Genomic DNA, 25,639 nt, shown 5'->3' with positions numbered 1-25,639 from the left:
ACATGTTTGAGAAAGAGAAAGAAGGGCTTATTGAAGTTCACAACGTATATGAAATCGCACCAGCAGATGGAGCAATTATAGGTATGGCAACGGAAGAAGAAATGGAGATTGCTGCTGAACTAGAGTTACAGTACTATGCCCATTCTCGTTTATTAGAAGCAAATATTCAGTTAGACGGTTCCTCCTATAAAGAGTTACTTCAGGAGTTCCAGGAGTACGAAAGAAAATCAATGAACTTTTGGAGAGCAATACATAAACGTTTAGCTGTGCCGTGGGCATGGGTACTACGTATTGATGTTGCGAACGGTCCTATATATGTAAGCAATGGGAGTTCGTATTATGAAGAAGTCGATGATGAAGAAGACTATGAATAGATAAGTAAGGAAGCAGCTTTAGTTGCTTCCTTTTTTTATTTACAATAAGTGAATGGCTTCAATGATAGCATCTGGACGATCGTTTTCTATCCCGTGACTAGCATGTTCAGCCAAAATGTATTGGCTGTTTATTGAGAGATTTAATTGTTCACGAATAAGTTCTTGCCACATATCTTCAAGTTGTGTAGCTTCTTCTTTTGGCATACCGCCCTCAATCAATTGAGCAATAGAATATTGAGGATCTCTACCGATAACGATTAATGGTATTTCTAATGTTTTATGTTGTTTTTTTATTGAGCGAGCACAATTTTTCCACTCGGACAGTTCAGAAGCTGTCGCTTTATATAAGGAAGGAGATGTAGAAAATTTGATATGCTGTTTTGTTGTATTGACGAGCATAGGTTTTAGTTCAGTATAAAGCGCGTCTGCATCCATGTTGGAGTAGGTATGATATTTTTGTAGCCACATATCATCAGAATCAGTTTGATCAGAAACCGGTAAATGCAGTTCATCTAATCGGTGTAAGTTCATGGAAGTAGAATCAACTAAAAGAAGTGCTTGCAGCCTATCTTCATGTAACATTGCAAAATGTTGTGCGCATAAACCTCCATAGGAATGACCGATTAAAATGATTGGCTCATAAATATCTAGTTCATGTAGTAACATATGTAGTTCTTTTATAACTTGCATTGTTGTACGTCGATTAGTTCCTAGCTCACTTTTTCCGTAACCTGGGCGATGATATGAAATGACTGTGAATTTTTGTGAAAGCTTTTCTATAATAGGAAGCCAATCGTAAAATGAGCAGCCCATTCCTGTTTGAATGACTACAGTTTGTTTACTGCTACCTCTCATCTATACTTCTACAGTTTGTCCAAATATCTCTACTGATCTATTAATAGTAATTCCCCCTAAGCTTGAAATACTTTTTGGCAAGTAAAGACGATACACCAGGCGCATATGCCGAAGAGTATAGATGTACTAAGTGAAAAGGAGTTTTTTAAACCGATATAAACAATAAATAATAGTAGTGCAGATGCAGGAAATCCATATAATACGCCTAAAGCGAATTGACTTAATTCTTGTTTACTTCCACCTTCGAAAGAAATCCAAAATAGGCTTAGTAAACTAACGAGTGGAAGGGCAGCAATAAAGCCGCCTATCGTACTATAATGTTTAGCGACTTCAGTAATAACGCCGATAATAAGTGCCGAAACGATTACTTTAACGAGGAAATGCATATTTTGCCTCCTTCGCTAATAACGAAAAGGCTTTTTCAATTAATTGTTGTTCTTCTTTTGATAACTGTGATTCTAATATTTTTATCTTTTCTTTATCTAGTAAAGTATGCTTTTCTAATACTTCAATGCCTTCTTTCGTTAAAGTAAGGTTTACAACCCTTTCATCGTGTTTGTTTCTTTCTTTTATAATAAATCCTTTTTGAATAAGGCGCTTTACGTGTTCAGATGCTGTGTTATGAGAGAGACTAAGCTCAGTAGCAACTTTTCCAATTGTTATATCTTTCTCACGAGAAACGATTTGTAAAATACGAATAGCTTGGTGAGAAAGGTTGTCTTCATATTCATATCGTAAGTGATAATAAATACTTTCCCAATGTTGATTAATGTCTTTCATAATGATAAATCCTCCTATTTTTATATCGTATAGTAAGATATATTCGTTGATTCAGAAGTAAAATCCTTTTATTTTCATTAAAAATGTTGAAAAAGTTTATTTTTATTGAAATATAAGGTAATCTATGTGTAAAGGTATACATTTAGCAAGAGAGAGGATGATAGCTGTGAATACATTTAAATGGATTAGTCATGAAAAGATGTATGTAGATCAAATACATGTTGAAAAATGTGGTCCTCTTTCAGTCGGCGTATATGGAGGAAATCAAGAGAGTGATGCATATGAAAGAGGAGATGCAGTGCTAGCTTGGTGGGATCCGAAATTAGAATTTGAATTTGTTATGATTTTTGATACACATCATAAAACGAAAAATATACATTATATAATAGAAGCGATTTCAGAAAGAGAAGAAAAACTAAAAGAGTTATTTTCATACCCAATCCATTTAGCATTTCATCATACACATATGTATTTATTAGCGTTATTTACAGATGAGCTATTTATCGAGAAATGTGACCAAGATGATGAGGAACTTGCATGTTTAATTTGTTTACGAAAAGGCGAGTTCTTATATTGGCTATCAGTTGGTGATTGCTTCGCGTATTTATTCCATTCAGAGCAAACGAAAAATGGAAAAGGTAGGCTAAATAAGCGTAAGAACTATGAGTATATAGGAAGAAAAAATGTTTTTGCAGCGAATACACCTTGTTTTACATCAGGGGTAAGGGGATTAGAAAAAGGTCAGAATCACATTGTAATGGCAACGGATGGTATTTTAGAGTGTGATAAACTAAAGTTTGATGATGATCAATCTTTAGTAGAAATATTACACGACGGATCTTGTTTACAGATTGAGCCTGTATTAACAAATGTACTTCAGTGGAAAGGTAGAGATTGTGCCACTATTATTGGATGGTCCATCGATACTGAAAATAGACAATGTGCCAATTAATAAATGAAAGGGAGTTCAAGGGTTTTTGTCCTTGAACTCCTTTTTGTTAAGCAATATGAATATGATACGTTTTTAACCATTCATTTACTTGTAGCATATACTCCATAGCACTTCTTGCTTCAAAATTGGTAATCTCTTTGTTACTTTGATCAGCAATTGCAAGTAATATGGAATGGTTAATGAGTGAGAAAACAGGATTGTTTTTATTACTGCACATATCAAGCGTTAAATTGCGGATTGTTTGTAAATAGTGTGGATCCTGTGAAGTAGGGTAAGCGCTTTTTCTTCTATTTCGCACATCATCAGGTAAAGCTGGTTTCAGCGCTCTACGTAAAATTCCCTTTTCGATATTATCAATACTTTTAATATTGAAAGGAACGTTCCATAAATATTCAACTAATCTATAATCGCAAAACGGTACACGAACTTCAAATCCTACAGCCATACTCATACGGTCTTTACGGTCGAGTAAGAACGGAAGGAATCGTGTTAAAAATAAATAAAACATTTGACGCTGTTTCGCTTCTTTTTTACTTTCACCTTCAAGAGTAGGTACTTCAAGAGCAGCTTCATGGAATCGTTTATTAATGTACTGCTCAGGATTACATTGAGTTGTTACGTCGTTTAATAATAGAGAAGATGTGTTTTTCCAGTTTGTTAACCACGGAAACTTATCTACATATAATAGTTCTTCTTGATGAAACCAAGGATATCCCCCGAATACTTCATCAGCAGATTCTCCAGATAAAGCTACGGTTGCATCTTTTTTCATTTCGCAAAATAGTAAATAAAGTGAAGTTTCCATTTCGCCAGCACTGGGTAAATCTTTCGCGTGAAGGGGAACGAATAAGTGATTTGCTAACTCTTCAGCATTCACAATAATGTCATGATGCGATGTCCCTACATGTTCAGAAACACGTTTTACCCAAGGAGCGTCTAAACCAGTTCGAGCAAATGTCAGTTCGAAATCTTTCGCGCTATTTAAAAAATCGATTGAATATGTGTGAAGTGTTTTGTGTTCCTCTCTAAATTCTTTACCCGCAAGTGCAGTAATACCACTAGAATCTAATCCGCCTGATAACATACAAACGAGGGGAACATCAGCAATTAATTGTCTTTTTACTGTATCTTGTAAAATAGATAAAATATGAGAAGATGTGTCTTGGGTAGAGTCTGTATGGATCTTACTTTCTAAATTCCAATACTTCTTAACTACTTTTTTATCACGTGTGAATGTTATAGAATGTCCAGCACGAACTTCTTGAATATGTTTAAAGACGCCACATCCTGGAGTTCGAAATAATCCTAATCCAAATATTTCATTTATGCCGTCCGCATCAATTTCAGCAGGAACAGATGGATGAGCTAATAATGCTTTTATTTCAGATCCGAAAATAATACTGTCATTTCTTTCTGTATAAAAGAGTGGCTTTACGCCTAAATGATCACGTGCTAAAAACAGTTGTTGCTTCTGATCATCCCATAAGGCGAAAGCGAAAATTCCGTTTAAATGTTGTACGCAGTCTTCTTTCCATTCTAAATAAGCATGTAGTAATACTTCTGTATCTGAATGCGTTTCAAATGCATGACCACATTTTCGAAGCTGTTCTCTCAGTTCACGAAAATTATAAATTTCTCCATTATAAGTAAGAGCATACGTATAATCACCGGCACGGAATGTTTTTGGCTGCGTCCCGCCTTCTGGGTCAATAACAATTAAACGTCGGTGTGCAAAAGCCGCATGAGGTGAAAACCAAAATCCTTCAGCATCAGGACCGCGATGTTGAATACTATTCGCCATCTTTTCTAAAATAACATGTTCATTTGAAAGATCTTTCTTCCAATCTACCCAACCTGTAATTCCACACATACAAATCTCATCTCCTAATTTAAAATTATAAAAATAGATTAATTAAATGAAATGTACACCAGGTTAAAGAGTGTCTGCATAAATAGTGTACTACACTAATTGAATTACAGACTTGAGAAAATTTTCTTCAAGCTTATATTTATATGAGACAATGGCTAAGGAAAAGTATTCCATTACATACAAAAAATAAGAAAGATGAGAGAAAATATTTTTTTAGACGTTATATAGGGTGTAAAAGCTTTTACAAAAAAATAAGGGGAATCGCTACATGAAATCAAATGAGAAAAATTTTATAAAAAGATTACAGCGGCAGAAGGAAGATGCGCTAGAATTTGTTGTCGATACATACTTACCGCTCATAAAGGGGATAACGCACAAAGTTCTTCTACCGGTTCAAAATGATGGACTCATAGAGGAATGTGTAAACGATATATTTCTTTCCATTTGGAATAACGCAAATAAATTTCATGGAGAGCCGAGTGACTTTAAAAAATGGATAGCGGCGATTGCAAAATTTAAGGCGATTGATTATTACCGGAAAGCGACTAGAAAAGTAGAAATTATTTCAGATGAGTTTCATATTAGTATGGAAAAGTCAGCAGAAGATGAATTAATCGTTATGGAAGATAGGGAAGAGTTATTGAAGCTTATTAATCAATTAGAACCGTTAGATCAAAAAGTATTCATTATGAAATATCTTATCGGTATGAAGACAGAGGAAATAGGTGACAAATTAGGATTAACTCGGGCAGCAATAGATAATCGTGTGTACCGTGGGAAAAAGAAACTACAACAAAATGCTACGAATATTAGTTTTGGAGGTAGTGCAATATGAAAGACATTTATGAACTATTAAATGACATTGATATAGATGAAAAAGAACTTGAGGAAATTGAGGCCTCTGAAATTGAAAAAGGAAAAGTAAAACGTAATGTAAAACAATCGATACGTATGAAGAAAAAGATGAAAAGTTGGAAAAAGGGTGTCGCTGCTGCATCTATTTTAGTAGGGTTATCAGTTGCAACGCTTGGTATCGGGTTTCCTACATATGCTGGAGGATTGCCAATTGTAGGTGATATATTCCGATTTTTAGATAATGGTAGAACAGGACTATATGAAAATTATAAAGAGTTTTCGACTGAATTGAATATGACGAGAGAGAGTAATGGGGTTAAGGTTACAATTAATGATGCTGTGTTCGATGGTAGAACAATTACAATCACATATTCTATTGAGAGTGATAAAGATTTAGGGGAGAAACCGTTCCCATTTGGAAGGCCACAAGTTATGGGCTTTAATGGCGGAGGAGGTAGTTCGAACGTTACAAAAGTTGGAGAGGGAAAATATGTAGGTATGACTACGATGAGTGATCATGGTAGTGAAAGGTTAGATGTTGCAAATGTTTGGTGGGATATGGAAGAAATTGAGATGGATTATAAAGGTAATTCAATTAAGGGGAATTGGAATTTCGCACTTAGTTTAAAGGCAATGGATAGTAAGGAAATAAAGGTTAATAGGGTTTCTGAAAATGAATTAATAAAAGTAAATATAGACAAAATGGAAGTAACTCCGATGTCCTTTATCGTTTTTTACAATCAGGAAGAATCTAAGGCATTACGAAGTATATGGGATAGCGCTGATGTGGAATTAGAAATAAAAGATGATTTAGGAAATAAATATGCAGGTGAAGGAAATGGCGGAAGTAGTACAGTAGCAGAACCGCATAAAAGTAGTTGGAGTGCTACATTCCAAAAGTTGAACGAAAATGCAACAAAGCTTATCGTTACACCTCGTGTACACTTGCGAGTCCATACACCTGAAAATCATGGTGGAGTGGAATATGTGAATGGAAAAGAGAAGGAAATTGAAGTGCCGAAAAAAGAAGCGAAGAGTAAAGATATTGTTCTAGATGATATTGTAATTGATTTAAAGAAATAAAAGAGAGACTGCCTAAAAACATTAGGCAGTCTCTTTTTCGTTAAGAATTAGTAACGAGTAACGCATGCGGATGCTGCGTTTTATACTCATCTTTCCATGTAATGTTTAGTTGTTCCCACGTTTCGCCGCTATCAGTGGATTGAAAGATGCCATTGTTATTTAAGGTGTAAAACGTATGTGGTTCGGCTGGATTTGTAGCAAACATCGAAATGACTGTACCAATTGCAGATGGTAGACCTTGCTGTACTTGCTGGAACGGAGTATCTTTCGTTTTCCGATAAATATAAGATTCATAAGGAATACGGTGATGAGCAAGGTCGGCACTTGGTGCGGCAGAAACGAGAATTGTATCGCAATCAGCCGGATCGATAGCCATGCTGTATAAATAATGATGCTCAAGTCCGTCACTACATGAGATCCAGCTGTTTCCACTGTTATAACTTTCAAGATATGCACGATCAGGTCCGCCCATAAATCCGTCACCACATGATGCATAAAGGCGATTTGGGGCTTCAGGGTGCATGAGTAATTGATGAGCATCGATAGGAGCACCGAATTTTTTATCAATCCATGTATGCCCTTTATCATTACTTTGAATAACAGCACCAGCTTCGATTGAAACATGGAGTGTATTTGGATTGTTTGGATCAACTGTAATCCAGCGTACGTGATGGGTAAAAGGTCTAGGCGGAAAAGCCCACGTATAGGAAGATAATAATGATTTCATATTTTTAAGTTCAGTCCACGTTTCACCACCATTTTCTGAACGGAATAAAGCACTCGGTTCTGTGCCGACATAAACGACGCCGTAGCCGTTAACTTGTTCATTTGAGCTTATCGTTATAGAAGTAATAGAAGAGTGTAAAATACCATCCTCTTTAGGGAAATCAAAGTAACGATATGAATCACCAATTGGTCTCCACGAATCCCCGCCATCGTCACTTAGCCATAAACCTCGTCCAAATGTGCCGCAATAAACACGATTTGTTTGGAATGGATCAACCACAATACAGGTAGGTTGCATATTTTGTAAATGATATGTGGTTTCATAGTTACCATATTGTTCTTTTACTACAACAAGTTCACGCTCCATGCAGAGAAATAGTCGTTTCAATTTTGTAACCCCCTTAAAAATTCTTTCATTAGTAAACAATATGAAAATAAAAAAGAAGTAGTCTTGTTTTTAGTTGAGAAAAAGGACTTGTTTGAAAAGTAGCGAAGTTTGTATACAGAGGAAGCGGGATAAAGTGAAACTTTAATCAGTGGGATATTGTTCATCTTCTACGGATTAGTAGCATTCACTATCGGGCGTTAATGGGGGATAAAGATAGGGGATTTGTTTCATACTAACATACAGATATTGCACTTAAAGGAGCATTTGTATGGGACACTCACATGATCACGGTCATTCAAAAAATAAAAAAGCGTTATTAATTGCCTTCTTATTAACAACAAGCTTTATGATTGCTGAAGTTATTGGCGGATTTGTAACAAATAGCTTAGCACTATTGTCTGACGCAGGGCATATGTTAAGTGATGCAGTATCCTTAGCTTTAAGTTTACTTGCGTTCAAACTTGGGGAAAAAACGGCAACGGCTGCGAAAACATATGGGTATAAGCGAGTCGAAATGTTAGCGGCATTATGTAATGGTGTCGTTCTTATTGTCATTTCAGTATATATTTTTATTGAAGCAATTCGTCGTTTTAAGGAACCAGTTGAAATCGCTAGTAATGGAATGCTCATTATTGCTGTGCTTGGTCTGCTTATTAATATTGTATCAGCTTGGATATTAATGAGAGGCGGAGATGTGAAAGGTAATTTAAATTTAAGAAGTGCGTTCTTACATGTACTAGGCGATTTATTAGGTTCAGTTGGAGCGATTATTGCTGCGTTACTTATTAAATTTTTGGGATGGACTGCTGCAGATGCGGTTGCTAGTATTCTTGTATCTATTTTAGTCATTATAAGTGGATGGCGTGTAACACGTGATACAGTTCATATATTAATGGAAGGTGCACCACAGCACATAGATGCTGAAGAGGTGAAAAATACATTATTAAATATTACTATTGTAAAAGAAGTTCATGATTTACATATATGGTCTGTAACATCAGATTTTCAAGTATTAACTTGCCATCTTATTATCGAAGGTAATGAAACGCAAAGCGTATTGAAAGAAGCAACGGATGTATTAAAGGGGAAATTTCATGTAGAACATGTCACCATTCAAGTTGAAATAGAAGGTGAATTTAACCATAATGAGACAACTTGCAAAGTATGAAAGAAAAAGGGTATGAAAAAATGTCATAACATTTTTCGCGTGGCATACATATATATAATGTGGCCACAAATACTTTGTAAGGTAAATATTTCATAAGATTACTTTACTTATTAAGAATCATCTTTTATAATCAAAAGTGGTAATTGATAAAGATTATCATTTTCAATGATCGCAGAAAGGAGTTTTTTAAAAGATGAGTAGTCAACTCCGTTTTGCTGTTGAAAATCGTAAGAGACATTTAATTGATGAGTTAATTGGAGCAGGGGTGTTTAAGATTCGCGACCGACAATTATATGAGCTGTCTTTAGAGGAATTGGAAAAAGAGTACGAGCATATTGAAGATTACGCAAATATTCAGGCATAGCATATAGATTATTAAAGAAGGAGCTGGTTACACTTTTGTGTAACCAGCTTTATTATTTCATAGAAATTATTTTTTGTATTTCTTTCATTGGACGGAGCCAGTTTTGAGACATCATTTGTTCCATTCGTTTTTCATCCTGTTTTTGTAGTGCTTGAATTATAGAGTGATGTTCTTTAATAGATTGACTTGCAGGCACGAAGTTTTGGAAAAATAAATATTCAAGGCGTAAAATGTGAAGTTGCATATTTTCTAGAAAAGGTTCAATATATCGGTTTTTAGCAATAGAAGTAATTGTATTGTGAAATCGTATATCTAGTTCTAAAGCTTTTTTTGAATCTTTTTCATGTATAGATTGTTGAAAAGCATCATTTATCTCGGAAAGTAGTTTAATATCAGCGTCTGTAACTTTTTGAAGTGCTTGCTTTCCTATAATTGAGTGAAGACCAGCTATCGTCTCATAAATGATAGATACGTCGTCTAACTTAATAGGCGCGATTTTCGTTTTTTGCCCAGGTACCATTTCAACTAATCCAGAAAGCTCTAAAATTTGTAAAGCTTCTCTAACAGGTGTTCTGCTTACTCCTAGTGCTTCTGCCAATTCCCCATCATTTATTTTTTCATCAGGTCGTAAAACACCTTCTATAATCCAATCTTGCAGTTGATTTAAAACGAGTGACTTTGCTGAAACTCTTCCTGGTTTTTTATAATTTTGAGGGACAGGCATAGTGAATTCAATCCTTTCATTGTATATGTTTCTTTTTCGTATTAACAAGCTTTAATTTTGGTTTTCCTTTATCCGGTTTTTGGCTTAATATGAGCACCATTACAATTACACAAAAAGCACCTAATAACTGAAAAGATTGAAACGGTACGTGCAAAATAAGCACAGAAGAAATAATAGCTGCGAGTGGTTCTGTACAGCCAAATAATGTTGTTTCTTTAGGCGTAAGGTATCTTATGCTATCTAAGTATAAATAAAATGCGATGAGTGTCCCGAAAATGACGACAAATGTAATGAGCGGGAGGGTACTTAGTTTTACATATTTCATAGTTGATAATAAAATGAATTCGTTTGTGGAAATAAAGTGTAAAATCGTTACGCCAATCCCCCCAATGATCATCCCCCATCCAACGATAACGGATGAAGACCACTTTTCTAACAATTCTTTTGAATACAAACTATAAAATGCAAGAGATAGTCCAGATAAAACGCCCCAAATGATAGCAGGTGTAGATACAGCTAAGTTATGAACAGAACCGTTTGTTAATAGGAGAAAAGTCCCTACTAATGAGAGGGTAATTGAAATATAATCAATTTTTGATGGACGAACGCTCCATTTGAAAAGTAAGTATACAGTGATAAATATAGGGGCTAAATATTGTAACAAAGTTGCAACAGCAGCGTTTCCTTCTTTAATAGAAGCGAAGTACGTGTACTGTACAGCAAGCATGCCTAAAAGACCGAACAAAATTATCTTATTTGCATCAGACTTTTGTTTCCAAATTCCAAATATTTCTTTTTTGTTCGCTCCGAATGATGACATAATGAGCAAAATAGCACCGGATATAAGCAAACGGATTGTAACTAACCATTCAGTGGAAACGTTTTCGAATTGAAAAAGTTGTTGCGCAGCTGTTCCGGATAAGCCCCATAAACAAGCACCGATTATGACCATTATAATTCCTTTTAATCGATTTGGATCCATAAAATATATAGTCCTCCTTTCAAAAAAATATATATTAGATACAATATGCAATATATCACGAAATGGAGTATTAATAAACTGAAATTTCTAATTAAAAATAAAATTGTTTAGTAAGAACGATCATCTTTTTTGTGTATAGTAAAATATCGTAGGGGAGAGTTATATGCTAGCAGGATTTTTGGTTTGTTTATTTGTTGGATTACTTATCATTTTTTTAGGCTATCAAATACATGTGAAAAAGAGATTGTTTTTGTTGGCAGGCTATCAGGAAGAAACGTTTGTTGGAGATAAAAATAAATTAGCGAAGCTTTCAGGTGTGTTTTCCTATATAGTCGGAGTTGCTACTATACTATTACCGTTTGGCTTAGAAAAAATAGGTGATGTAGTTGGTATCGTATATGCTATCTTAATTGTTTTAGGTACAATTGTGTTTCTTATTAAAGCAAATATGTTAAATAAGAGTACTACAAAGTGAAAAAGGCTCCATGCTACGGAAGCCTTTTTATTATGAAGTGAAAGTAAAAGCGGGAATAGGATCAACAAATGTATTTCAATCTTGTTTCATTTCTTTTTCTGTTAATAGAACGATTCATATCGATGCCGATAAATACAAGTTCAGTTATTTAATCTCCATATCGTTCATCCAAGTTTTTCAATGCTTCTGGTTCTAAGGAATGCTATTTCCACTTGTGAAAATAAGTAAAGTAGAGAAGATTAAGAAGCCAGCAAATCCATATGTATATGATGCTTTACCCCAATAAGAATGGGTAATTCTTCATCTTTTTATGAAATATAATCATAATCGCGACGCCAAAAAAATAAAGATAAGAGTAATTTGGTTTGTTAAAAATATGTGTATAAGGAGATACGTGATGAACTGGGTTACTCATAAACCATCGTTTGAATTTGAAAATTTTAGTCCTATTATTCGGTCACAATCTGCGTGGAGTGGGCATTTAGATTTCGCATATGATTTAGTAAGATTTGAAGAACCAGCAACTTTAGTTGAGTTAGGTACGCATTTAGGTGCTTCATTTTTTAGTTTTTGCCAGGGGGTAAAAGATGGTGGGTTAGCCACAAAATGTTTTGCTGTAGATACTTGGGCTGGAGATGGGCATACAGGTCCATATGGAGAAGGGGTTTTTCAAATAGTAGAAAAAGTGGTGAGGGATAACTACCTGAATATAGGGAATTTAATTCGGTCTACTTTTGATGATGCTCTGGATGAGTTTCAAGATGAAACGATAAATCTTTTGCATATTGATGGCTATCATACGTATGAAGCTGTTTCTCATGATTATAAAACATGGTTACCTAAAGTTGCGAAAAACGGTATTGTATTATTTCATGATATTGAAGTTAAAAACGGTGATTTCGGTGTGTATAAGTTTTGGGATGAGGTCAAGGTGAAATACCCTCATTTTCAGTTTGGGCATTCATATGGACTCGGAGTTTTATTTCCGAAAGGTTGTAGCGATAAGTTTTCGGAAATACTTAAAAATAAAGAAGAGATACAAAATATGTATAAATAAAAGAGGGGCATGCATCGATTAAATGATGTATGCTCTTTTTTTATGTGGAAATATATTATTACATATGAGGTGAAAGCGGTAGTAAAAAGTTTTGTTGAGGCAAATATTAAAAAGGTTATTATGGGTTAATAATTAGTGGGGATGGATAAAACCCTCATTGATTAAAGTTTTATTTCATTAGGTGTTTTTATCTAAATAAATAAAAATACAACATTTTTTATATTTTTCATTGCGAAAAGCGCAATCTACTTTTACAATAGAAAGGGTTGTGAATATATTATACTGAAAAAATAAATCGAAATAATATGAAAATTTTGTTTTGTCTTCGCTAATTGTATACTACATACACGTAAGACTACATAAATCATGTTATCGACTTGTAAGGAGAGAAAAAAATGAAAAGTGTAAGATTACCATCGATGCTAGAAATTATTATTCTTTTATGCCTATTTCTTGCTGTCGTCTTTTCCTTCCAAACGATTTTTGATCTCCCAATTCAATTAGCGCTATTTATTTCATGGTTTTTAGTTATTGCGCTTGGATTAAGATTAGGATTTCGTTATCAAGAATTGCAAGATGCAATTACGAAAGGGATTTCTAATGGATTAGAAGCAATTCTTATTTTAGTTGCAGTTGGGGCTTTAATTGGAACGTGGATTGCTGGTGGGGTTGTACCTACATTAATTTATTATGGATTAGAATTCATTCACCCTAGCATATTCTTATTGGCAACTTTAATTATTTGTTCAATCACTTCTATCGCGACAGGAACATCATGGGGAACAGTTGGAACTGCAGGTATTGCTATGATGGCGATAGGTGAAGGGCTTGGATTACCACTTCCGCTTGTTGCGGGTGCAGTCCTTTCAGGAGCTTATTTCGGAGACAAATTATCACCACTTTCTGATAGCACAGTTCTTGCAGCTTCTATGGCGAAAGTAGATGTTATTGCTCACGTTCGAGCTATGCTCGTATTAGACGTTCCAGCTTATATTATTACCAGCATTATGTTTACTGTTGCTGGATGGATGTATGGCGGGGATAATGTAGATTTAAATAGAGTTGAGTTTTTAAAAGAATCTTTATTAAAGCACTTTGATATTAAAATATGGATGCTTGTTCCAGCGGTAATTGTTATTGTGCTATTGGCGATGAAGAAACCATCTATGCCAACAATTGCTATGGGAGCTTTAATTGGTGCAATTTGGGCAACACTTTTCCAAGGAATGAACTTTGGAGAGGCAATTGGAACAGCATATAACGGATTCTCAATTCAATCTGGTGTCGAGTTTGTCGATAAGTTATTAAACCGTGGTGGAATTAATGGTATGCTTGGTTCAGTAGCTGTTATTATTTTCGGATTAGGTTTTGGTGGATTACTTGAAAAGTTAGGTGTTCTAAAGGTAATCGTATCGAAATTTGAGAAGAAATTAAATTCTGCAGGTAATGTAACATTGTCTACATTAATCGTTGCATTTTTAGCTAACATATTTGGTTGTGCGATGTACGTATCACTTATTTTAACACCAAAAATTATGGAAGATAGCTATGATAAATTAAAAATAGATCGCCGCGTATTAGCACGTAACTCAGAAGTAGGTGGAACTTTGACTTCTGGTATGGTTCCATGGTCTGATAATGGTATTTTTATGGCTGGTATTTTAGGTGTATCAACATTATCATACGTTCCATTTATGTGGCTAAGCTTCGTATCACTCATTTTAGCAGTTATTTATGGATATACAGGCAAGTTCATTTGGTATGTAGATGATGCGGATAAAGGAAAGCAAGCATCATAAAAAAATTACCTTCTGCGGTGGCGGAAGGTAATTTTTTTTATATGTATTAATGAGAATTCTTATCATTTGATAGAAAGTCTGTTAAAATAAAAGATGTAGGTATTTTATTTTCAAGGGGATGAAAAAATGGAGTACAGAATTGAAAGAGATACATTAGGAGAAATGAAAGTTCCAGCTGATAAATTATGGGCAGCACAAACGCAGCGTAGTAAGGAAAATTTTCCGATTGGAACAGAGCATATGCCACTTGAAATTGTAAAAGCATTTGCGATTTTAAAGAAGAGTGCAGCGCTTAGTAATCAAAAATTAGGAAAGCTATCAGAAGAGAAGACGCAAGCAATTGTGGAAGCTGCTGATGAAGTTATCGCAGAAAAATGGAATGAACATTTTCCACTTGTCGTATGGCAAACGGGTAGTGGTACACAATCGAATATGAATGTAAATGAAGTAATTGCAAACCGCGGTAATCAAATTTTGAAAGAAAAGGGATCTGACGTACATATTCATCCGAATGATGACGTGAACATGTCTCAAAGTTCAAATGATACGTTCCCAACAGCACTTCATGTAGCGTGTGTAATTGCGGTAGAAAACCATGTATTGCCAGCTATTACGAAATTAAAAGAAACATTAGCAGAAAAAGTAACTGCATTTGAACATATTATTAAAATCGGTCGTACGCATTTACAAGATGCAACACCTTTAACGTTAGGACAAGAAATTAGCGGATGGCACCGTATGCTTGAAAAAACAGAGCGTATGATTGCAGATAGCAATACATATATGAAAGAATTAGCAATTGGTGGTACTGCGGTTGGAACTGGAATTAATGCGCACCCTAAATTTGGTGAGATGGTAGCAGAAGAAATTAGTCTGTTTACAGGTAAACAATTTGTTTCTGCACCAAATAAATTCCATGCGTTAACGAGCCATGATGAAGTTGTATTTGCACATGGAGCATTAAAAGCATTAGCTGCTGATTTAATGAAGATAGCTAACGATGTGCGCTGGCTTGCAAGTGGTCCACGAAGTGGTCTTGGGGAAATTATTATCCCTGCAAATGAACCAGGAAGCTCTATTATGCCAGGTAAAGTAAATCCAACGCAAAGTGAAGCATTAACAATGGTTGTAGCACAAGTTATGGGGAATGACACAACAATCGGATTTGCTGCGAGCCAAGGTAATTTTGAGCTAAACGTATTCAAACCAGTTATTGCTTACAACTTCCTGCAATCTGCTCACTTATTAGCTGATGCAACCGTTTCGTTTAATGATAAATGTGCAGTTGGTATTGAAGCAGATGAAGAAGTAATTAATGAAAATGTAAATCGTTCATTAATGCTTGTAACAGCGCTAAACCCACATATCGGGTATGAAAATGCCGCGAAAATTGCAAAGCATGCCCATAAAGAAGGGTTAACTTTAAAAGAAGCAGCATTGCAATCTGGACTACTAACAGAAGAGCAATTTGATGAGATTGTAGATCCGAAAAAAATGATTGCTCCGAAAGAATAATAGAAGAGGCCAAGATTCTTAATTTAGAATCTTGGCTTTTTTATCCCGCTATTTGCCGGGCAGTAAAACTCCTACCTCAAAATTCGGCTGAAGCAAAGAAGTTAGGTGGGAGCCCTGCTGCCCATAAACGCCCGATTGGTGAAGGCTAATAATCAGTGGGGGATGAACAAAACCTCCACTGATTAAAGTTTCACTTTATCGCATATTAATTTTTAATTCCTTGCGGAAAAGTAAATACACATAAAGGGTCATATTTTTTACTGATTTTTCTTAATTTGTTCGCATGTGTCCCGTAATAAGCGTTCATATAATCTTTCAAATCGCTGTATGGGAAATTGATGAATGAGCCTTCTGTTATAGATTCTATATAGTCAAATCGGCTTTCTAACCATTGGGAATTATCCTTTTTAACAATCGGATCTTCCCATATAGTTTGGATTCCTAGAATATAATGTGCATCGCGGTAATAAAAAGCGCTCGCATCTTTACCTACATCTTGAATTTTTCCTCCAAGGGGGTAGAGACTTATAGCTGCAAAAATACTACCGGAAGCTCTATCTTCAATAAGACTAATAATTTTTTCGATTTCTTCCTCGTTATATTGTTTATGAACGAACCGGCCTATAGATTTAAATTGTTCAGACGAGGGATATGAAGATTCTACAATGGCCATTGCTTCAAGAAAACTGATATATTGTAAATTCATCTTCACCCCGTTTATATTGAGTAAATCTTGTAGAATGAACGCTGCATCTTCTGGGGTACCGTAATATAAACCTCGTCCATATATTGCAAGTCCTTCCACAGCAGAGTTGTATATGCTCGCACCGATTGTCATCTTACTATTTAAATTTACTAGCCAGCTTTGCCATGTGTGAAGAAATTCCTTTTGGATGTCTACTGAAGCGTTAGGCCAATATAGTTCAACGAAAGTAACTTTATCAACTATTGGAGGGAGCTTAAAAGTTAGCGAAACAACGATGCCAAAATTTCCGCCACCTGCCCCGCGACAAGCCCAAAATAAGTCTTTATGGCAAGTTTCATTAGCTGTAATTACTTTACCTTTATAGTCAATTAATTCTAACTCTATTAAATTGTCACAACCAAGGCCGAAATACCTACTAGAATAGCCCCAACCGCCACCTAAAGTGTATCCACTTACTCCAACAGTTGGACAAGTTCCTCCTGGAAATGGATAACCTTTTGAAGAGATAAAGTCATAGATTTGTTTATTTTGAGCACCACCTTGAATGACTAATGTATTTTTATGTTCATTAAGCTGCATACAGTTCATTTTACTTATATCAATTACGAGGACATTGTTTCCGACAGAATATCCTTCGTAATGGTGTCCACCAGAACGAATGCGAATAGCAATTTCATTTTTTCTCGCCCAAATAATCGCATTACTAACATCCCATTTCGTAAAACAATAAATGATAGCTAAAGGAAACTTTTGAATAGCCCGATTTCATTCTTGTCTAGCTTCTTCGTACTCACAATCATATCTTGTAATAATTTCACCTGTTAATCCTTCATAACTTAACTCATACATAATAAGCACCTTTCATTCATTTTGTGTAGTAGTTTGTTTTTCTAGAAATAGGGTATGTTCGTATCGTTTGTTTGTGATGAAGGCGTAGTATCTTTATGTAATAAAAAATAGACTAACTATTGGGGAGTTAGCCTGAGGGGAGAATAAATATGTAAACGGCGGTTTTACTTGGGGAGGATATTCAATTCTTATATAGTTATCCTAATAGCATTGAACTGTCTCAAACAAAATTATTCATTTGAGGTACTATTGATTATTTTCACATTTGGCCAGTTTTCTTTTAAGAGTAAAATGAATTTCTCCTCTTCTTGTGGTACGAAAGATGTTACTGAGTCGAATAAATTATAATGAATTTCTATTTGTTGTCTTGTCCAATTTTCTGAACGAAGCTTTTTACCAGAGTATTTAATGTGGCGTATATCTTCAAATGGAATTTCAGTACGGAGTATGAAACCATGTTTAACAATAAGGGCAGATTCCGTTATTTTGTAATGAGAAAAATAGAAAGAAGAGAGATTCACGATATTTAAGAGCATCATGAGAGTGAAAAAAATAGAATTCTCATTTTGAAAGAATAGAGAAATGAAAAAAACAACTAAAAACAATGAGATTAAAATGATATGAAATGGATTTTTTTTTGCTTTAAATTTCAAGTAAATCACCTCGGTTTACCAGTCATTAAAATAATTAAATCACAATATTGTAATGAAACGTAAAAATATGCAACATTACATATTCTTACGTTTCATTATTCGTGTAAACTTTTTTTGATAGGGTAAATTTGAATGAAGTTTTCAAAAGTGGAGTTGCATAAAATGATTTGCAGAAAAAGTATTAAAGTAATAGTCATAATTAGTTGTATGATGATTAGTGGTTGTTCAAATAGATTCGTTGAGGATGGAAATCGAAAACATGTATTTGTAAAAGCAAGTAAAGTTTTAGTAGAGGTTGTTTATAAAATATATAAAAGGTAAAAGGTGTTTTCGTATATGGAAACACCTTTTTTGTAGTTAAAATTGAATGCTGAAGTTTTGGAATGTGTGAATGCCGGTTCCATGTTGAATTAGGTTTGTATCACTTAAATATTGAACAGCATATTTCACATCTTAATAATAAGTCGTTTCTAAAAACACATTCGCTGTTTGTTGGGATAAGTCCTTTTTATAACGTATAAATAGATATTTTTATAAAAGTTTGTAAAATAGGTAAACGAAACATTGAATTGTTTGATTTTGGTATGGTAAGATGATGGAGTGGTAATAAACGGTATCGTAATTTGTTTATGGTTTTAATAAACTTTTTGGAGGAATGTTTAGTATGAGTGATATTTCAGAGAAGTTTTGGGATGCGTCGATAGAGGAATTGAAGAAAGGGTATGTATTTGACGAGGAAGCAGAGGAGTATGTTTGTTTAGCTTGTGGAGAAACGTTTATTAAAGGGGTTATTTATCAAGAAAATCAAGTTTTGTATGAAGCAGAGAAGTTTGTACAGTTGCATATTCAAAATGAGCATACATCTATGTTTGAATATTTATTAAATCTTGATAAAAAGTTTACAGGCTTAACTGATTTGCAAAAGAAAATGGTTCAGTTTTTCCATATGGGACTTAACGATAAAGAGATTGTAAAAGAAATGGATGGCGGGAGCACATCGACGATTCGCAATCATCGATTTACATTGCGCGAGAAAATGAAGCAAGCGAAAGTATTTTTAGCGTTAATGGAATTGTCAGAAGAAAAATCAAAAGTTCAAACTAAATTTGTACCGATTCATAGAACAGCTACGATGGTGGATGATAGATACAATATTACAGAGGAAGAAAATGCTGAAGTTTTAACAGCGCATTTTACAGAAGGTTTGGATGGACCGCTTTCTAAATTTCCGAAAAAGCAAAAGCGTAAATTGATTATATTACGTCATTTAGTGAAGAAATTCGATAGTAATAAAAAGTATACTGAAAAAGAAGTAAATATAGTTTTAGAAAATATATATCCGGATTTTGTAACTTTGAGAAGATATTTAATCGAATATGGTTTTTTAGATAGAACAGCTGATGGAAGCCAATATTGGGTGAAGTTATAAGAATGAAGAGAAGAAAATGAATAGATGCACATAATAAAAACAACTATACAAAGAGATAGAGGATTACAGATACGAAAAATATGTTAAAGTTCTATGATGAATTTGAAAATAGTGAGTGGAAGAAGCAATTACTTTGACGAGCAAACAGTATAGAAATGGTTGGAGTAATTACAACTATTTGAGCACCGATTTAACCGTGCAGATTTTAAATAAAAGGAGAAATGAAATTTGAAACCACCTACAGATAACAATAAAGAAGGTGTAGAGTCACAGAAGTCAGAAACGGAACATAAGCCGATATGGAAATCGATGTCCATGTTTTTAGTGCCGTTACTTTTAAGTAATGTATTACAGTCAGTTGGACAGTTATTTGGAATGGTAGTAGTAGGAAGATGGCTTGGCGTAAATGATCTAGCAGCTATATCGGCATTTTTCCCGTTATTTTTCCTACTCGTTTCATTTGTAATTGGAATTGGTTCTGGTAGTTCAATTTTAATTGGTCAGGCATTTGGTGCTAAAAATGAGGAGCGCTTAAAAGCTATCGTTGGTACGACGCTTACGTTTACTTTTATTATCGGAGTCGTGTTGGCGATAATAGGTAGTATTTTTGCGATGGATATTATGCGTCTTATGGGAACGCCAGAAAATATTATTGAAATAAGTGTGCATTACGCAAGAATTTTATTTATATCTATGCCAGTATTATTCTTATATTTTGCATATACAACATTTATGAGAGGTACAGGAGATTCAAAAACGCCATTTTACTTTTTAATCGTAAGTACAGCGCTAAATATGATTTTATTACCAATTCTTATTTTTGGCTGGTTAGGAGCTCCGAAATTAGATGTTTATGGAGCAGCCTATGCTTCAGTTATATCTACAGTTATTACGTTTATTGTCATGCTAGTGTATTTAAAGAAGAAAAATCATCCACTACAATTAGACGGGACAGTAAGAAAATATCTTCGTATGGACTGGGAGTTATTAAAATTATTGTTACGCCTCGGTATTCCAGCGAGTATTAATATGATATTAGTTTCATTATCAGAGATCGCGGTAATCGCATTTGTAAATCGGTACGGTTCAGATGCAACAGCGGCGTATGGTGTTGTGAACCAAGTTGCAAGTTATGTACAAATGCCAGCGGTTAGCCTCGGCATTACCGTATCAATTTTTGCAGCGCAATCAATTGGTGCGAACCAATTTGATCGATTACAGAAAGTTGTTAAGGCCGGAATTATTATGAATTATATCATTGGTGGTGTATTAATATCTCTTATTTACTTGTTCTCAAGAGATATTTTAGCACTATTTTTAACAAGTCAAAATACAATTGACATTGCTCATAGTCTAATCATGATTACATTATGGAGCTACTTAATTTTCGGTCATGCACAAATTATTAGTGCGACAATGCGAGCAAGTGGTACTGTACTATGGCCAACTGTAATCAGTGTTGTATCAATTTGGCTTGTTGAAGTACCTGTGGCGTATTATCTTTCTTACCATACGAGCCTTGGAATAGAAGGGATATGGATTGGGTATCCAGCTGCATTCATCGTCAGCTTAATATTACAGTATGCATATTATAAGCTTTCATGGCAGAAGAAACGAATTACACGATTAGTGAGTTAAAAGATGAAAATGTCCCTAAGTCATTATACTTAGGGACATTTTTTTATGAATGCTTATAAATAACTTTTTAAAGTTATGTCAAAATGTTGTCTAATGAGTTCTCCATTATTCATATAAAACTCCCAAGCTGTATCTGGCTCACCGATAATTTCAAATGAACCTTCTGTAATATATAAAGCGCAATTATCTTCTAATGCAATACCTTCTATATTACCTTGGTGAGTTTGTAAAAACGTATGGAAGGCATTCATTCTATTTAATTGATTGTAATGGGGACAAAATCTTTTGTTAACAATACCCCAGCCACTACTTTCTATATAACCGGAACCTTCATAATCTGAACGAATGCTAGATGTGAACCAGCACATAGCACCGGCACTATATCCTGCAATAAGTGTTCCACGTTTTAAAGCAAATAGTAACTTTTCATCTAGTTTATGTTCTTTCCATTGTTCAAGCATGTGAACGTAATTTCCACCGCCAAGGTAAATTAAATCGGCAGAATGAATCATCTCATCTATTTCATATTTAGTAGGTGTTTCGGTTGAAATGCGTAAAATTTGAACCTCACAATGTAATTGCTTTTCAAATGTTGCTAAAAATAACTTTATATATCCTTCATCATCACGACTAGCTGTAGGAATGAATAATACTTTTGGGTATTGTTTATTCGTTAATTCTATAAGTCGTTCATTAATATGCAAGTGATTTGGATCTTGTAAATCACCGCCACCAATGACAGCTAATTTCATAGTAAAGCACCACCTAATAATATTTGTTATGTAAAAATTCGATAGTGGGGAGTTACATTCCTTCTGTGATTTAATGAATAAGGGGAAATAAAGTGAACAATATATTGAAATAGCATAAGGAGTCGATAGCTGTGGATAGAAAGGAATTAGAAGCAGTTTATCCCGCTATTTGCGGGCAGTAAACTCCCGCCTCAAAATTCGATTGGAGCAAAGAAGTTAGGTGGGAGATCAACTGCCCGTAAACGCCCGATTGGTGTGGGCTAATAATCAGTGGGGATGAACAAAACCCCCATTGATTAAAGTTTCACTTTATTGATATATAATACTGGAAAATATTGTTTCAAAATATGGGAACAATATGTTTAAATGAATATAACGACGTACTAATGAATGTTGAAAGAGTATTTATATTTAAAAAGTACAGGGAATACCAAAAGTTTTACAAAAGTGTTTTTTACTTTTTATAGGAACTTATTTTATAATATAGTTAAATTATATTAATATATTTATTAGCGTAGACTAAAGAGAGGGAGCGTGAAAGAGTGGATTTTCGATTTGAGTTCGCAGCGAAGGTGAAAGAATATTTAGATGATGAAAAAGATGAAAAAATAATAAAAGATGGACACAGAGATATAATTTATAAATATTTATATCCGTTAGAGAGTGAAATTGGAATTTTTAAAAACCCTAACTTTACTTTTTTTGCATCAGGAAGACGTTCACATATAGTATTAGAAAATATTGAATTTAAAACAGAAGTAAACGTAGAAAGTAATATAATTGAAATTACAAAAATAGTGGATAATGTGGTGATTCCATTAGATACTATCGTAGCTAAAGATCGGGAATTATTTGCACTTGGGCGTAATGAGAAATTTAGTGTGCAAATATTAGAATATTATCTCTATGATACATTTGGAGAGAAGTTAGGTTTACAATGAATCGAACGTGGTACAGATAACTAATTAGTGGAGATTAGGATTCATTTAAGTATCAGTTAATATCATTTATGTTTGACCTTCTATATATTTTATACTACAATCTGTAGTGTGAAAGGGGCCATACGATGTTTACTCAAAACTACAAGTTAAATGAGCAAGGGTTAAATCACTTTTTCGGACCGCTTGAAGCGAAAATAATGGAAATTGTTTGGGCTACTGAGGGTATTACCATTAAAGATGTGCAACAGAGATTAAGTGAAGAATCCCCGGTGAATTTTAATACTGTAATGACAGTTATGAACAGATTAGTAGAGAAAGCACATTTAGAAAAGCATATTGTGAAAAGAAGTGGTATGTATCGTACTACACAAACGAAGGAAGAATTTTTATCTAATCAAACGAAGAAAATGACACAGGAATTAATGGGTGAATTTGGAGATCTTGTTGTGAACCATATGATAGATGAGTTAGAACAAGCTGATCCATCTTTAATAAAAAAATTAGAAGAGAAATTAAGTCAGCTAAAAAAAGAGGACCGATAAAATGAAGTGGCAAATGCGTAAAATCGTTTTGTTAGCAGTGACTATTAGTGTGCTTTTTTTAAGCATGTTAGTATACTACGTTACATACCCATTTCTTTTTCAAAATAAAGCATTTTTCCTTTCGCAATTTTGTTTATTTGAATTACAAAAACATATGAGGGAACTATCAATACTTCGTATAATGATAGCCGGATTACTGTTATTTACTGTAATCATTATGAGTAAAAGAATTTGGAAGCAGTTTTTTTATAGTAAAAGATTGAAAAGAAATCTCGTGTCTATTACTAGAAAAGGAAAGCAAGTGTACGTATTATCAACGTTACAGATTACGGCATTTACAATTGGATTATTTCGACCGAAAATTGTCATTTCAGAAGGAATGTTTCAGGCATTTTCTGAGGAAGAAATTGATGCGATTGTATTACATGAGGAATATCATCAAAAAAATCGAGATCCATTAAAGTTATTTTTCTTTACATTGTTAGCTGAGGGAATGATGTATATTCCTATATTAAAAGGGATGTTGCAGCGTTATCATGTATATCAAGAGCTATCAGCAGATAAATATGCGATGCAAAAAATGAAGTCTTCATTTGAGCTAGGTAGTGCATTATTAAAGTTAATTAAAATAAAGACGATGGAAAATCAATGTATTACAGCGTCGTTTGCGAAAACCGCAATTAATTTACGAATTGAGCAAGTGTTGAATGAGAAAGTTGTTAAGCTGAATATACCATTACATACAAATTCAGTATATGTAACTTTAGGGCTATTTTGTATGTCGATTGTACTTATTGTCGGAGAGTGCATATAGCCTCTTTTTTTAATAATTAACACTACGCATCGTAGTGTGTTTAGGAGGAATAAAATGAATGCGGCGGATTTAACAATTTGGCTAGTAGTAGGGGCTGGGATACTTTCATTTATATCACCATGTTCTTTACCGCTATATCCATCTTATTTATCGTATATTACAGGTGTGTCTATTCAAGATTTAAAAGAAAATCGTGGGATTATGCAAAAGTCAGCGATTATACATACAGTATTTTTTATGATCGGTTTCTCGGTTATATTTTATGCGTTAGGTTTATCGGTGAGTTGGATTGGGATTACTTTTTCATCCAATCAAAGATTGATTCAGCAAATTGGTGGGATTTTTATTGTTTTGATGGGGTTATTTATGACTGGATTGTTTCAGCCTAAGTGGCTTATGGCAAAGAAAAAAGTGCAGTATAGAAGTAAATCGACAGGATATATTCGCTCAGTTTTGGTCGGCATGACATATGCAGCAGGATGGACACCGTGTGTTGGTCCGATATTTTCTGCAGTGCTTATGCTCGGGGCGACCAATCCTGAAAGTGCGCTTCTTTATATTACGGCATATACTCTTGGCTTTGCAGTTCCGTTTTTCGTGATGGCATTTTTTATTGGAAAGGTAAAATGGATTGTTACTTATGCCAATGTCATGATGAAAATCGGCGGTGGAATGATGATTTTAACAGGGGTTTTATTATATACAAATCAAATGACGAAAATTACAGCGTTCTTTATTCGTCTATTCGGCGGATTTACGGGATTTTAGAAATGAGGAGGAAGAAAAGTGAAGAAACTAATTGCTATTATACTAGCTGGGGCACTAATTTGGGCAGGAGTTAACTTTTATAATACTAAGAAAGAAGAAAAAGAAAGAAAAGCGAAACAAGCGGAGTTACAAGAGAAGGAAGTATTACCACAAGTGGGATTTAAAGCGCCGAACATAACATTAAAAGGATTAGATGGGAAGCTTTATTCGTTAAATGATGCAAAGGGAAAACCATATGTTATTAATTTTTGGGCATCATGGTGTGGTCCATGTGAAATGGAGGCTCCTGATCTAGTTCGTTTGTATGATAAATATAAGGAGGATGTTGAAATCTTTGCGGTAAATGCAACAATCGGGGATCCAGTACAAGAAGCGAGCGCATTTGCAGATCGTCACGGATTTAAATTTCCTGTTCTATTAGATATGGACGGAGTAGCTGGAATAGATTATAAAGTATTTTCTTTACCAACGACATTTTTTGTTAATAAAGATGGAATTATTGTAGATCATGCACGAGGGGTATTACCTCCAGATCAATTAGAAGAGAAGTTTAAGAAAATAATTGAGAATTAAGAGGGGA

The 25,639-nt window shown here is 34.4% G+C and carries 26 protein-coding genes and 3 pseudogenes; 19 read left to right on the top strand and 10 right to left on the bottom strand.

The window, feature by feature from the left end; genetic code table 11:
• The first annotated feature begins 2 nt into the window (after nt 1-2).
• A complete protein-coding gene (locus CQ058_RS05165; protein WP_000461762.1) occupies nt 3-374 on the top strand; it encodes a hypothetical protein in 372 nt (123 codons plus the stop codon).
• Nucleotides 375-413: 39 nt separating this feature from the next.
• Here the strand turns inward: CQ058_RS05165 and CQ058_RS05160 are convergent.
• The 3 genes and pseudogenes from CQ058_RS05160 to CQ058_RS05150 form a co-directional block, all read right to left on the bottom strand.
• Nucleotides 414-1,334: pseudogene (locus CQ058_RS05160) on the bottom strand (alpha/beta fold hydrolase).
• Nucleotides 1,286-1,615 (bottom strand): DUF3147 family protein, encoded by a 330-nt coding sequence (locus tag CQ058_RS05155; protein ID WP_002086410.1) that lies wholly within the window; start codon nt 1,613-1,615, stop codon nt 1,286-1,288. The pseudogene CQ058_RS05160 and the gene CQ058_RS05155 overlap by 49 nt, the downstream one beginning before the upstream one ends.
• Complete coding sequence (locus CQ058_RS05150; protein WP_002030991.1) at nt 1,599-2,009, bottom strand: MarR family winged helix-turn-helix transcriptional regulator; 411 nt, start codon at nt 2,007-2,009, stop codon at nt 1,599-1,601. The genes CQ058_RS05155 and CQ058_RS05150 overlap by 17 nt, the downstream gene beginning before the upstream one ends.
• 124 nt (nt 2,010-2,133) lie before the next feature.
• Between CQ058_RS05150 and CQ058_RS05145 the strand changes: the two genes are divergently transcribed.
• Nucleotides 2,134-2,961, top strand: coding sequence for a PP2C family serine/threonine-protein phosphatase (locus CQ058_RS05145; RefSeq protein WP_002012083.1), 828 nt, complete (start codon nt 2,134-2,136; stop codon nt 2,959-2,961).
• Nucleotides 2,962-3,007: 46 nt separating this feature from the next.
• Here the strand turns inward: CQ058_RS05145 and asnB are convergent, their stop codons facing one another.
• Complete coding sequence (gene asnB / locus CQ058_RS05140; RefSeq protein ID WP_002193118.1) at nt 3,008-4,831, bottom strand: asparagine synthase (glutamine-hydrolyzing); 1,824 nt, start codon at nt 4,829-4,831, stop codon at nt 3,008-3,010.
• A 268-nt stretch (nt 4,832-5,099) separates the two neighbouring features.
• Between asnB and CQ058_RS05135 the strand changes: the two genes are divergently transcribed.
• Together CQ058_RS05135 and CQ058_RS05130 are read left to right on the top strand one after the other, a co-directional pair.
• Entirely contained in the window at nt 5,100-5,666 is a 567-nt protein-coding gene (locus CQ058_RS05135; protein ID WP_002193117.1) for a sigma-70 family RNA polymerase sigma factor, read from the top strand.
• Nucleotides 5,663-6,769 (top strand): DUF4179 domain-containing protein, encoded by a 1,107-nt coding sequence (locus CQ058_RS05130; protein ID WP_002193116.1) that lies wholly within the window; start codon nt 5,663-5,665, stop codon nt 6,767-6,769. Before CQ058_RS05135 ends, CQ058_RS05130 begins: the two co-directional genes overlap by 4 nt.
• 40 nt (nt 6,770-6,809) lie before the next feature.
• Here CQ058_RS05130 and CQ058_RS05125 read toward each other — a convergent pair whose 3' ends face one another.
• The gene (locus CQ058_RS05125; protein WP_002193115.1) at nt 6,810-7,883 is read right to left on the bottom strand and encodes a beta propeller repeat protein; all 1,074 of its coding nucleotides are present in this window, start codon (nt 7,881-7,883) and stop codon (nt 6,810-6,812) included.
• A 268-nt stretch (nt 7,884-8,151) separates the two neighbouring features.
• On the opposite strand from CQ058_RS05125, the gene CQ058_RS05120 reads away from it, so the two are divergent.
• A complete protein-coding gene (locus CQ058_RS05120; protein WP_002193114.1) occupies nt 8,152-9,051 on the top strand; it encodes a cation diffusion facilitator family transporter in 900 nt (299 codons plus the stop codon).
• A 193-nt stretch (nt 9,052-9,244) separates the two neighbouring features.
• Nucleotides 9,245-9,415: a Fur-regulated basic protein FbpA gene (gene fbpA / locus CQ058_RS05115; RefSeq protein WP_002012091.1), complete on the top strand. Its 171-nt coding sequence runs from the start codon at nt 9,245-9,247 to the stop codon at nt 9,413-9,415.
• 52 nt (nt 9,416-9,467) lie between these two features.
• Here the strand turns inward: fbpA and CQ058_RS05110 are convergent, their stop codons facing one another.
• The gene (locus CQ058_RS05110) at nt 9,468-10,139 is read right to left on the bottom strand and encodes a GntR family transcriptional regulator (RefSeq protein WP_002030983.1); all 672 of its coding nucleotides are present in this window, start codon (nt 10,137-10,139) and stop codon (nt 9,468-9,470) included.
• Between the two features lie 16 nt (nt 10,140-10,155).
• Nucleotides 10,156-11,121: a DMT family transporter gene (locus tag CQ058_RS05105; RefSeq protein ID WP_002193113.1), complete on the bottom strand. Its 966-nt coding sequence runs from the start codon at nt 11,119-11,121 to the stop codon at nt 10,156-10,158.
• Nucleotides 11,122-11,284: 163 nt separating this feature from the next.
• Between CQ058_RS05105 and CQ058_RS05100 the strand changes: the two genes are divergently transcribed.
• The 5 genes and pseudogenes from CQ058_RS05100 to fumC all read left to right on the top strand — a co-directional run bounded on the left by CQ058_RS05100 (nt 11,285) and on the right by fumC (nt 15,967).
• Nucleotides 11,285-11,596 (top strand): DUF3784 domain-containing protein, encoded by a 312-nt coding sequence (locus CQ058_RS05100; RefSeq protein WP_002064702.1) that lies wholly within the window; start codon nt 11,285-11,287, stop codon nt 11,594-11,596.
• 196 nt (nt 11,597-11,792) lie between these two features.
• Nucleotides 11,793-11,882 (top strand): annotated as a pseudogene (locus CQ058_RS32690) (TIGR03943 family putative permease subunit); the annotation flags it as partial.
• Nucleotides 11,883-11,993: 111 nt separating this feature from the next.
• A complete protein-coding gene (locus CQ058_RS05090; RefSeq protein ID WP_002030981.1) occupies nt 11,994-12,653 on the top strand; it encodes a class I SAM-dependent methyltransferase in 660 nt (219 codons plus the stop codon).
• Nucleotides 12,654-13,048: 395 nt separating this feature from the next.
• Entirely contained in the window at nt 13,049-14,452 is a 1,404-nt protein-coding gene (nhaC, locus tag CQ058_RS05085; RefSeq protein ID WP_002126686.1) for a Na+/H+ antiporter NhaC, read from the top strand.
• Between the two features lie 126 nt (nt 14,453-14,578).
• Nucleotides 14,579-15,967: a class II fumarate hydratase gene (gene fumC / locus CQ058_RS05080; RefSeq protein WP_002035171.1), complete on the top strand. Its 1,389-nt coding sequence runs from the start codon at nt 14,579-14,581 to the stop codon at nt 15,965-15,967.
• Between the two features lie 205 nt (nt 15,968-16,172).
• On the opposite strand, the pseudogene CQ058_RS05075 reads toward fumC, so the two are convergent.
• Both CQ058_RS05075 and CQ058_RS05070 read right to left on the bottom strand, forming a co-directional pair.
• A pseudogene (locus CQ058_RS05075) lies at nt 16,173-17,522 on the bottom strand (FAD-binding oxidoreductase).
• Between the two features lie 230 nt (nt 17,523-17,752).
• Nucleotides 17,753-18,175, bottom strand: coding sequence for a PH domain-containing protein (locus CQ058_RS05070; protein WP_002189116.1), 423 nt, complete (start codon nt 18,173-18,175; stop codon nt 17,753-17,755).
• Nucleotides 18,176-18,337: 162 nt separating this feature from the next.
• On the opposite strand from CQ058_RS05070, the gene CQ058_RS31715 reads away from it, so the two are divergent.
• The 3 genes from CQ058_RS31715 (at nt 18,338) to CQ058_RS05055 (ending at nt 21,242) form a co-directional block, all read left to right on the top strand.
• Nucleotides 18,338-18,496: a hypothetical protein gene (locus CQ058_RS31715; RefSeq protein WP_002086397.1), complete on the top strand. Its 159-nt coding sequence runs from the start codon at nt 18,338-18,340 to the stop codon at nt 18,494-18,496.
• 343 nt (nt 18,497-18,839) lie between these two features.
• Nucleotides 18,840-19,604, top strand: coding sequence for a DUF2087 domain-containing protein (locus CQ058_RS05060; RefSeq protein ID WP_002189118.1), 765 nt, complete (start codon nt 18,840-18,842; stop codon nt 19,602-19,604).
• A 228-nt stretch (nt 19,605-19,832) separates the two neighbouring features.
• A complete protein-coding gene (locus CQ058_RS05055) occupies nt 19,833-21,242 on the top strand; it encodes an MATE family efflux transporter (protein WP_002086395.1) in 1,410 nt (469 codons plus the stop codon).
• Between the two features lie 53 nt (nt 21,243-21,295).
• On the opposite strand, the gene CQ058_RS05045 is transcribed toward CQ058_RS05055, so the two are convergent.
• Entirely contained in the window at nt 21,296-21,994 is a 699-nt protein-coding gene (locus CQ058_RS05045) for a peptidase E (protein ID WP_002031081.1), read from the bottom strand.
• 542 nt (nt 21,995-22,536) lie between these two features.
• On the opposite strand from CQ058_RS05045, the gene CQ058_RS05040 reads away from it, so the two are divergent.
• From CQ058_RS05040 to CQ058_RS05020, 5 genes are all read left to right on the top strand, one after another.
• On the top strand, nt 22,537-22,935 hold the full coding sequence (locus tag CQ058_RS05040; RefSeq protein ID WP_002031084.1) for a DUF3942 family protein: 399 nt from the start codon (nt 22,537-22,539) through the stop codon (nt 22,933-22,935).
• Nucleotides 22,936-23,060: 125 nt separating this feature from the next.
• Nucleotides 23,061-23,477, top strand: a complete 417-nt coding sequence (locus tag CQ058_RS05035) for a BlaI/MecI/CopY family transcriptional regulator (protein WP_002189120.1) — start codon at nt 23,061-23,063, stop codon at nt 23,475-23,477.
• Between the two features lies 1 nt (nt 23,478).
• Nucleotides 23,479-24,291: a M56 family metallopeptidase gene (locus CQ058_RS05030; protein ID WP_002126694.1), complete on the top strand. Its 813-nt coding sequence runs from the start codon at nt 23,479-23,481 to the stop codon at nt 24,289-24,291.
• A 54-nt stretch (nt 24,292-24,345) separates the two neighbouring features.
• The gene (ccdA, locus tag CQ058_RS05025) at nt 24,346-25,059 is read left to right on the top strand and encodes a cytochrome c-type biogenesis protein CcdA (protein ID WP_105589508.1); all 714 of its coding nucleotides are present in this window, start codon (nt 24,346-24,348) and stop codon (nt 25,057-25,059) included.
• Between the two features lie 18 nt (nt 25,060-25,077).
• On the top strand, nt 25,078-25,632 hold the full coding sequence (locus tag CQ058_RS05020; protein ID WP_002031090.1) for a TlpA family protein disulfide reductase: 555 nt from the start codon (nt 25,078-25,080) through the stop codon (nt 25,630-25,632).
• The last annotated feature ends 7 nt before the right edge of the window (nt 25,633-25,639 follow it).

The organism is Bacillus sp. MYb56 (assembly GCF_002976445.1).
Classification (GTDB): Bacteria; Bacillota; Bacilli; order Bacillales; family Bacillaceae_G; genus Bacillus_A; species Bacillus_A mycoides.
This window is presented reverse-complemented; position numbering and strand designations above follow the sequence as displayed.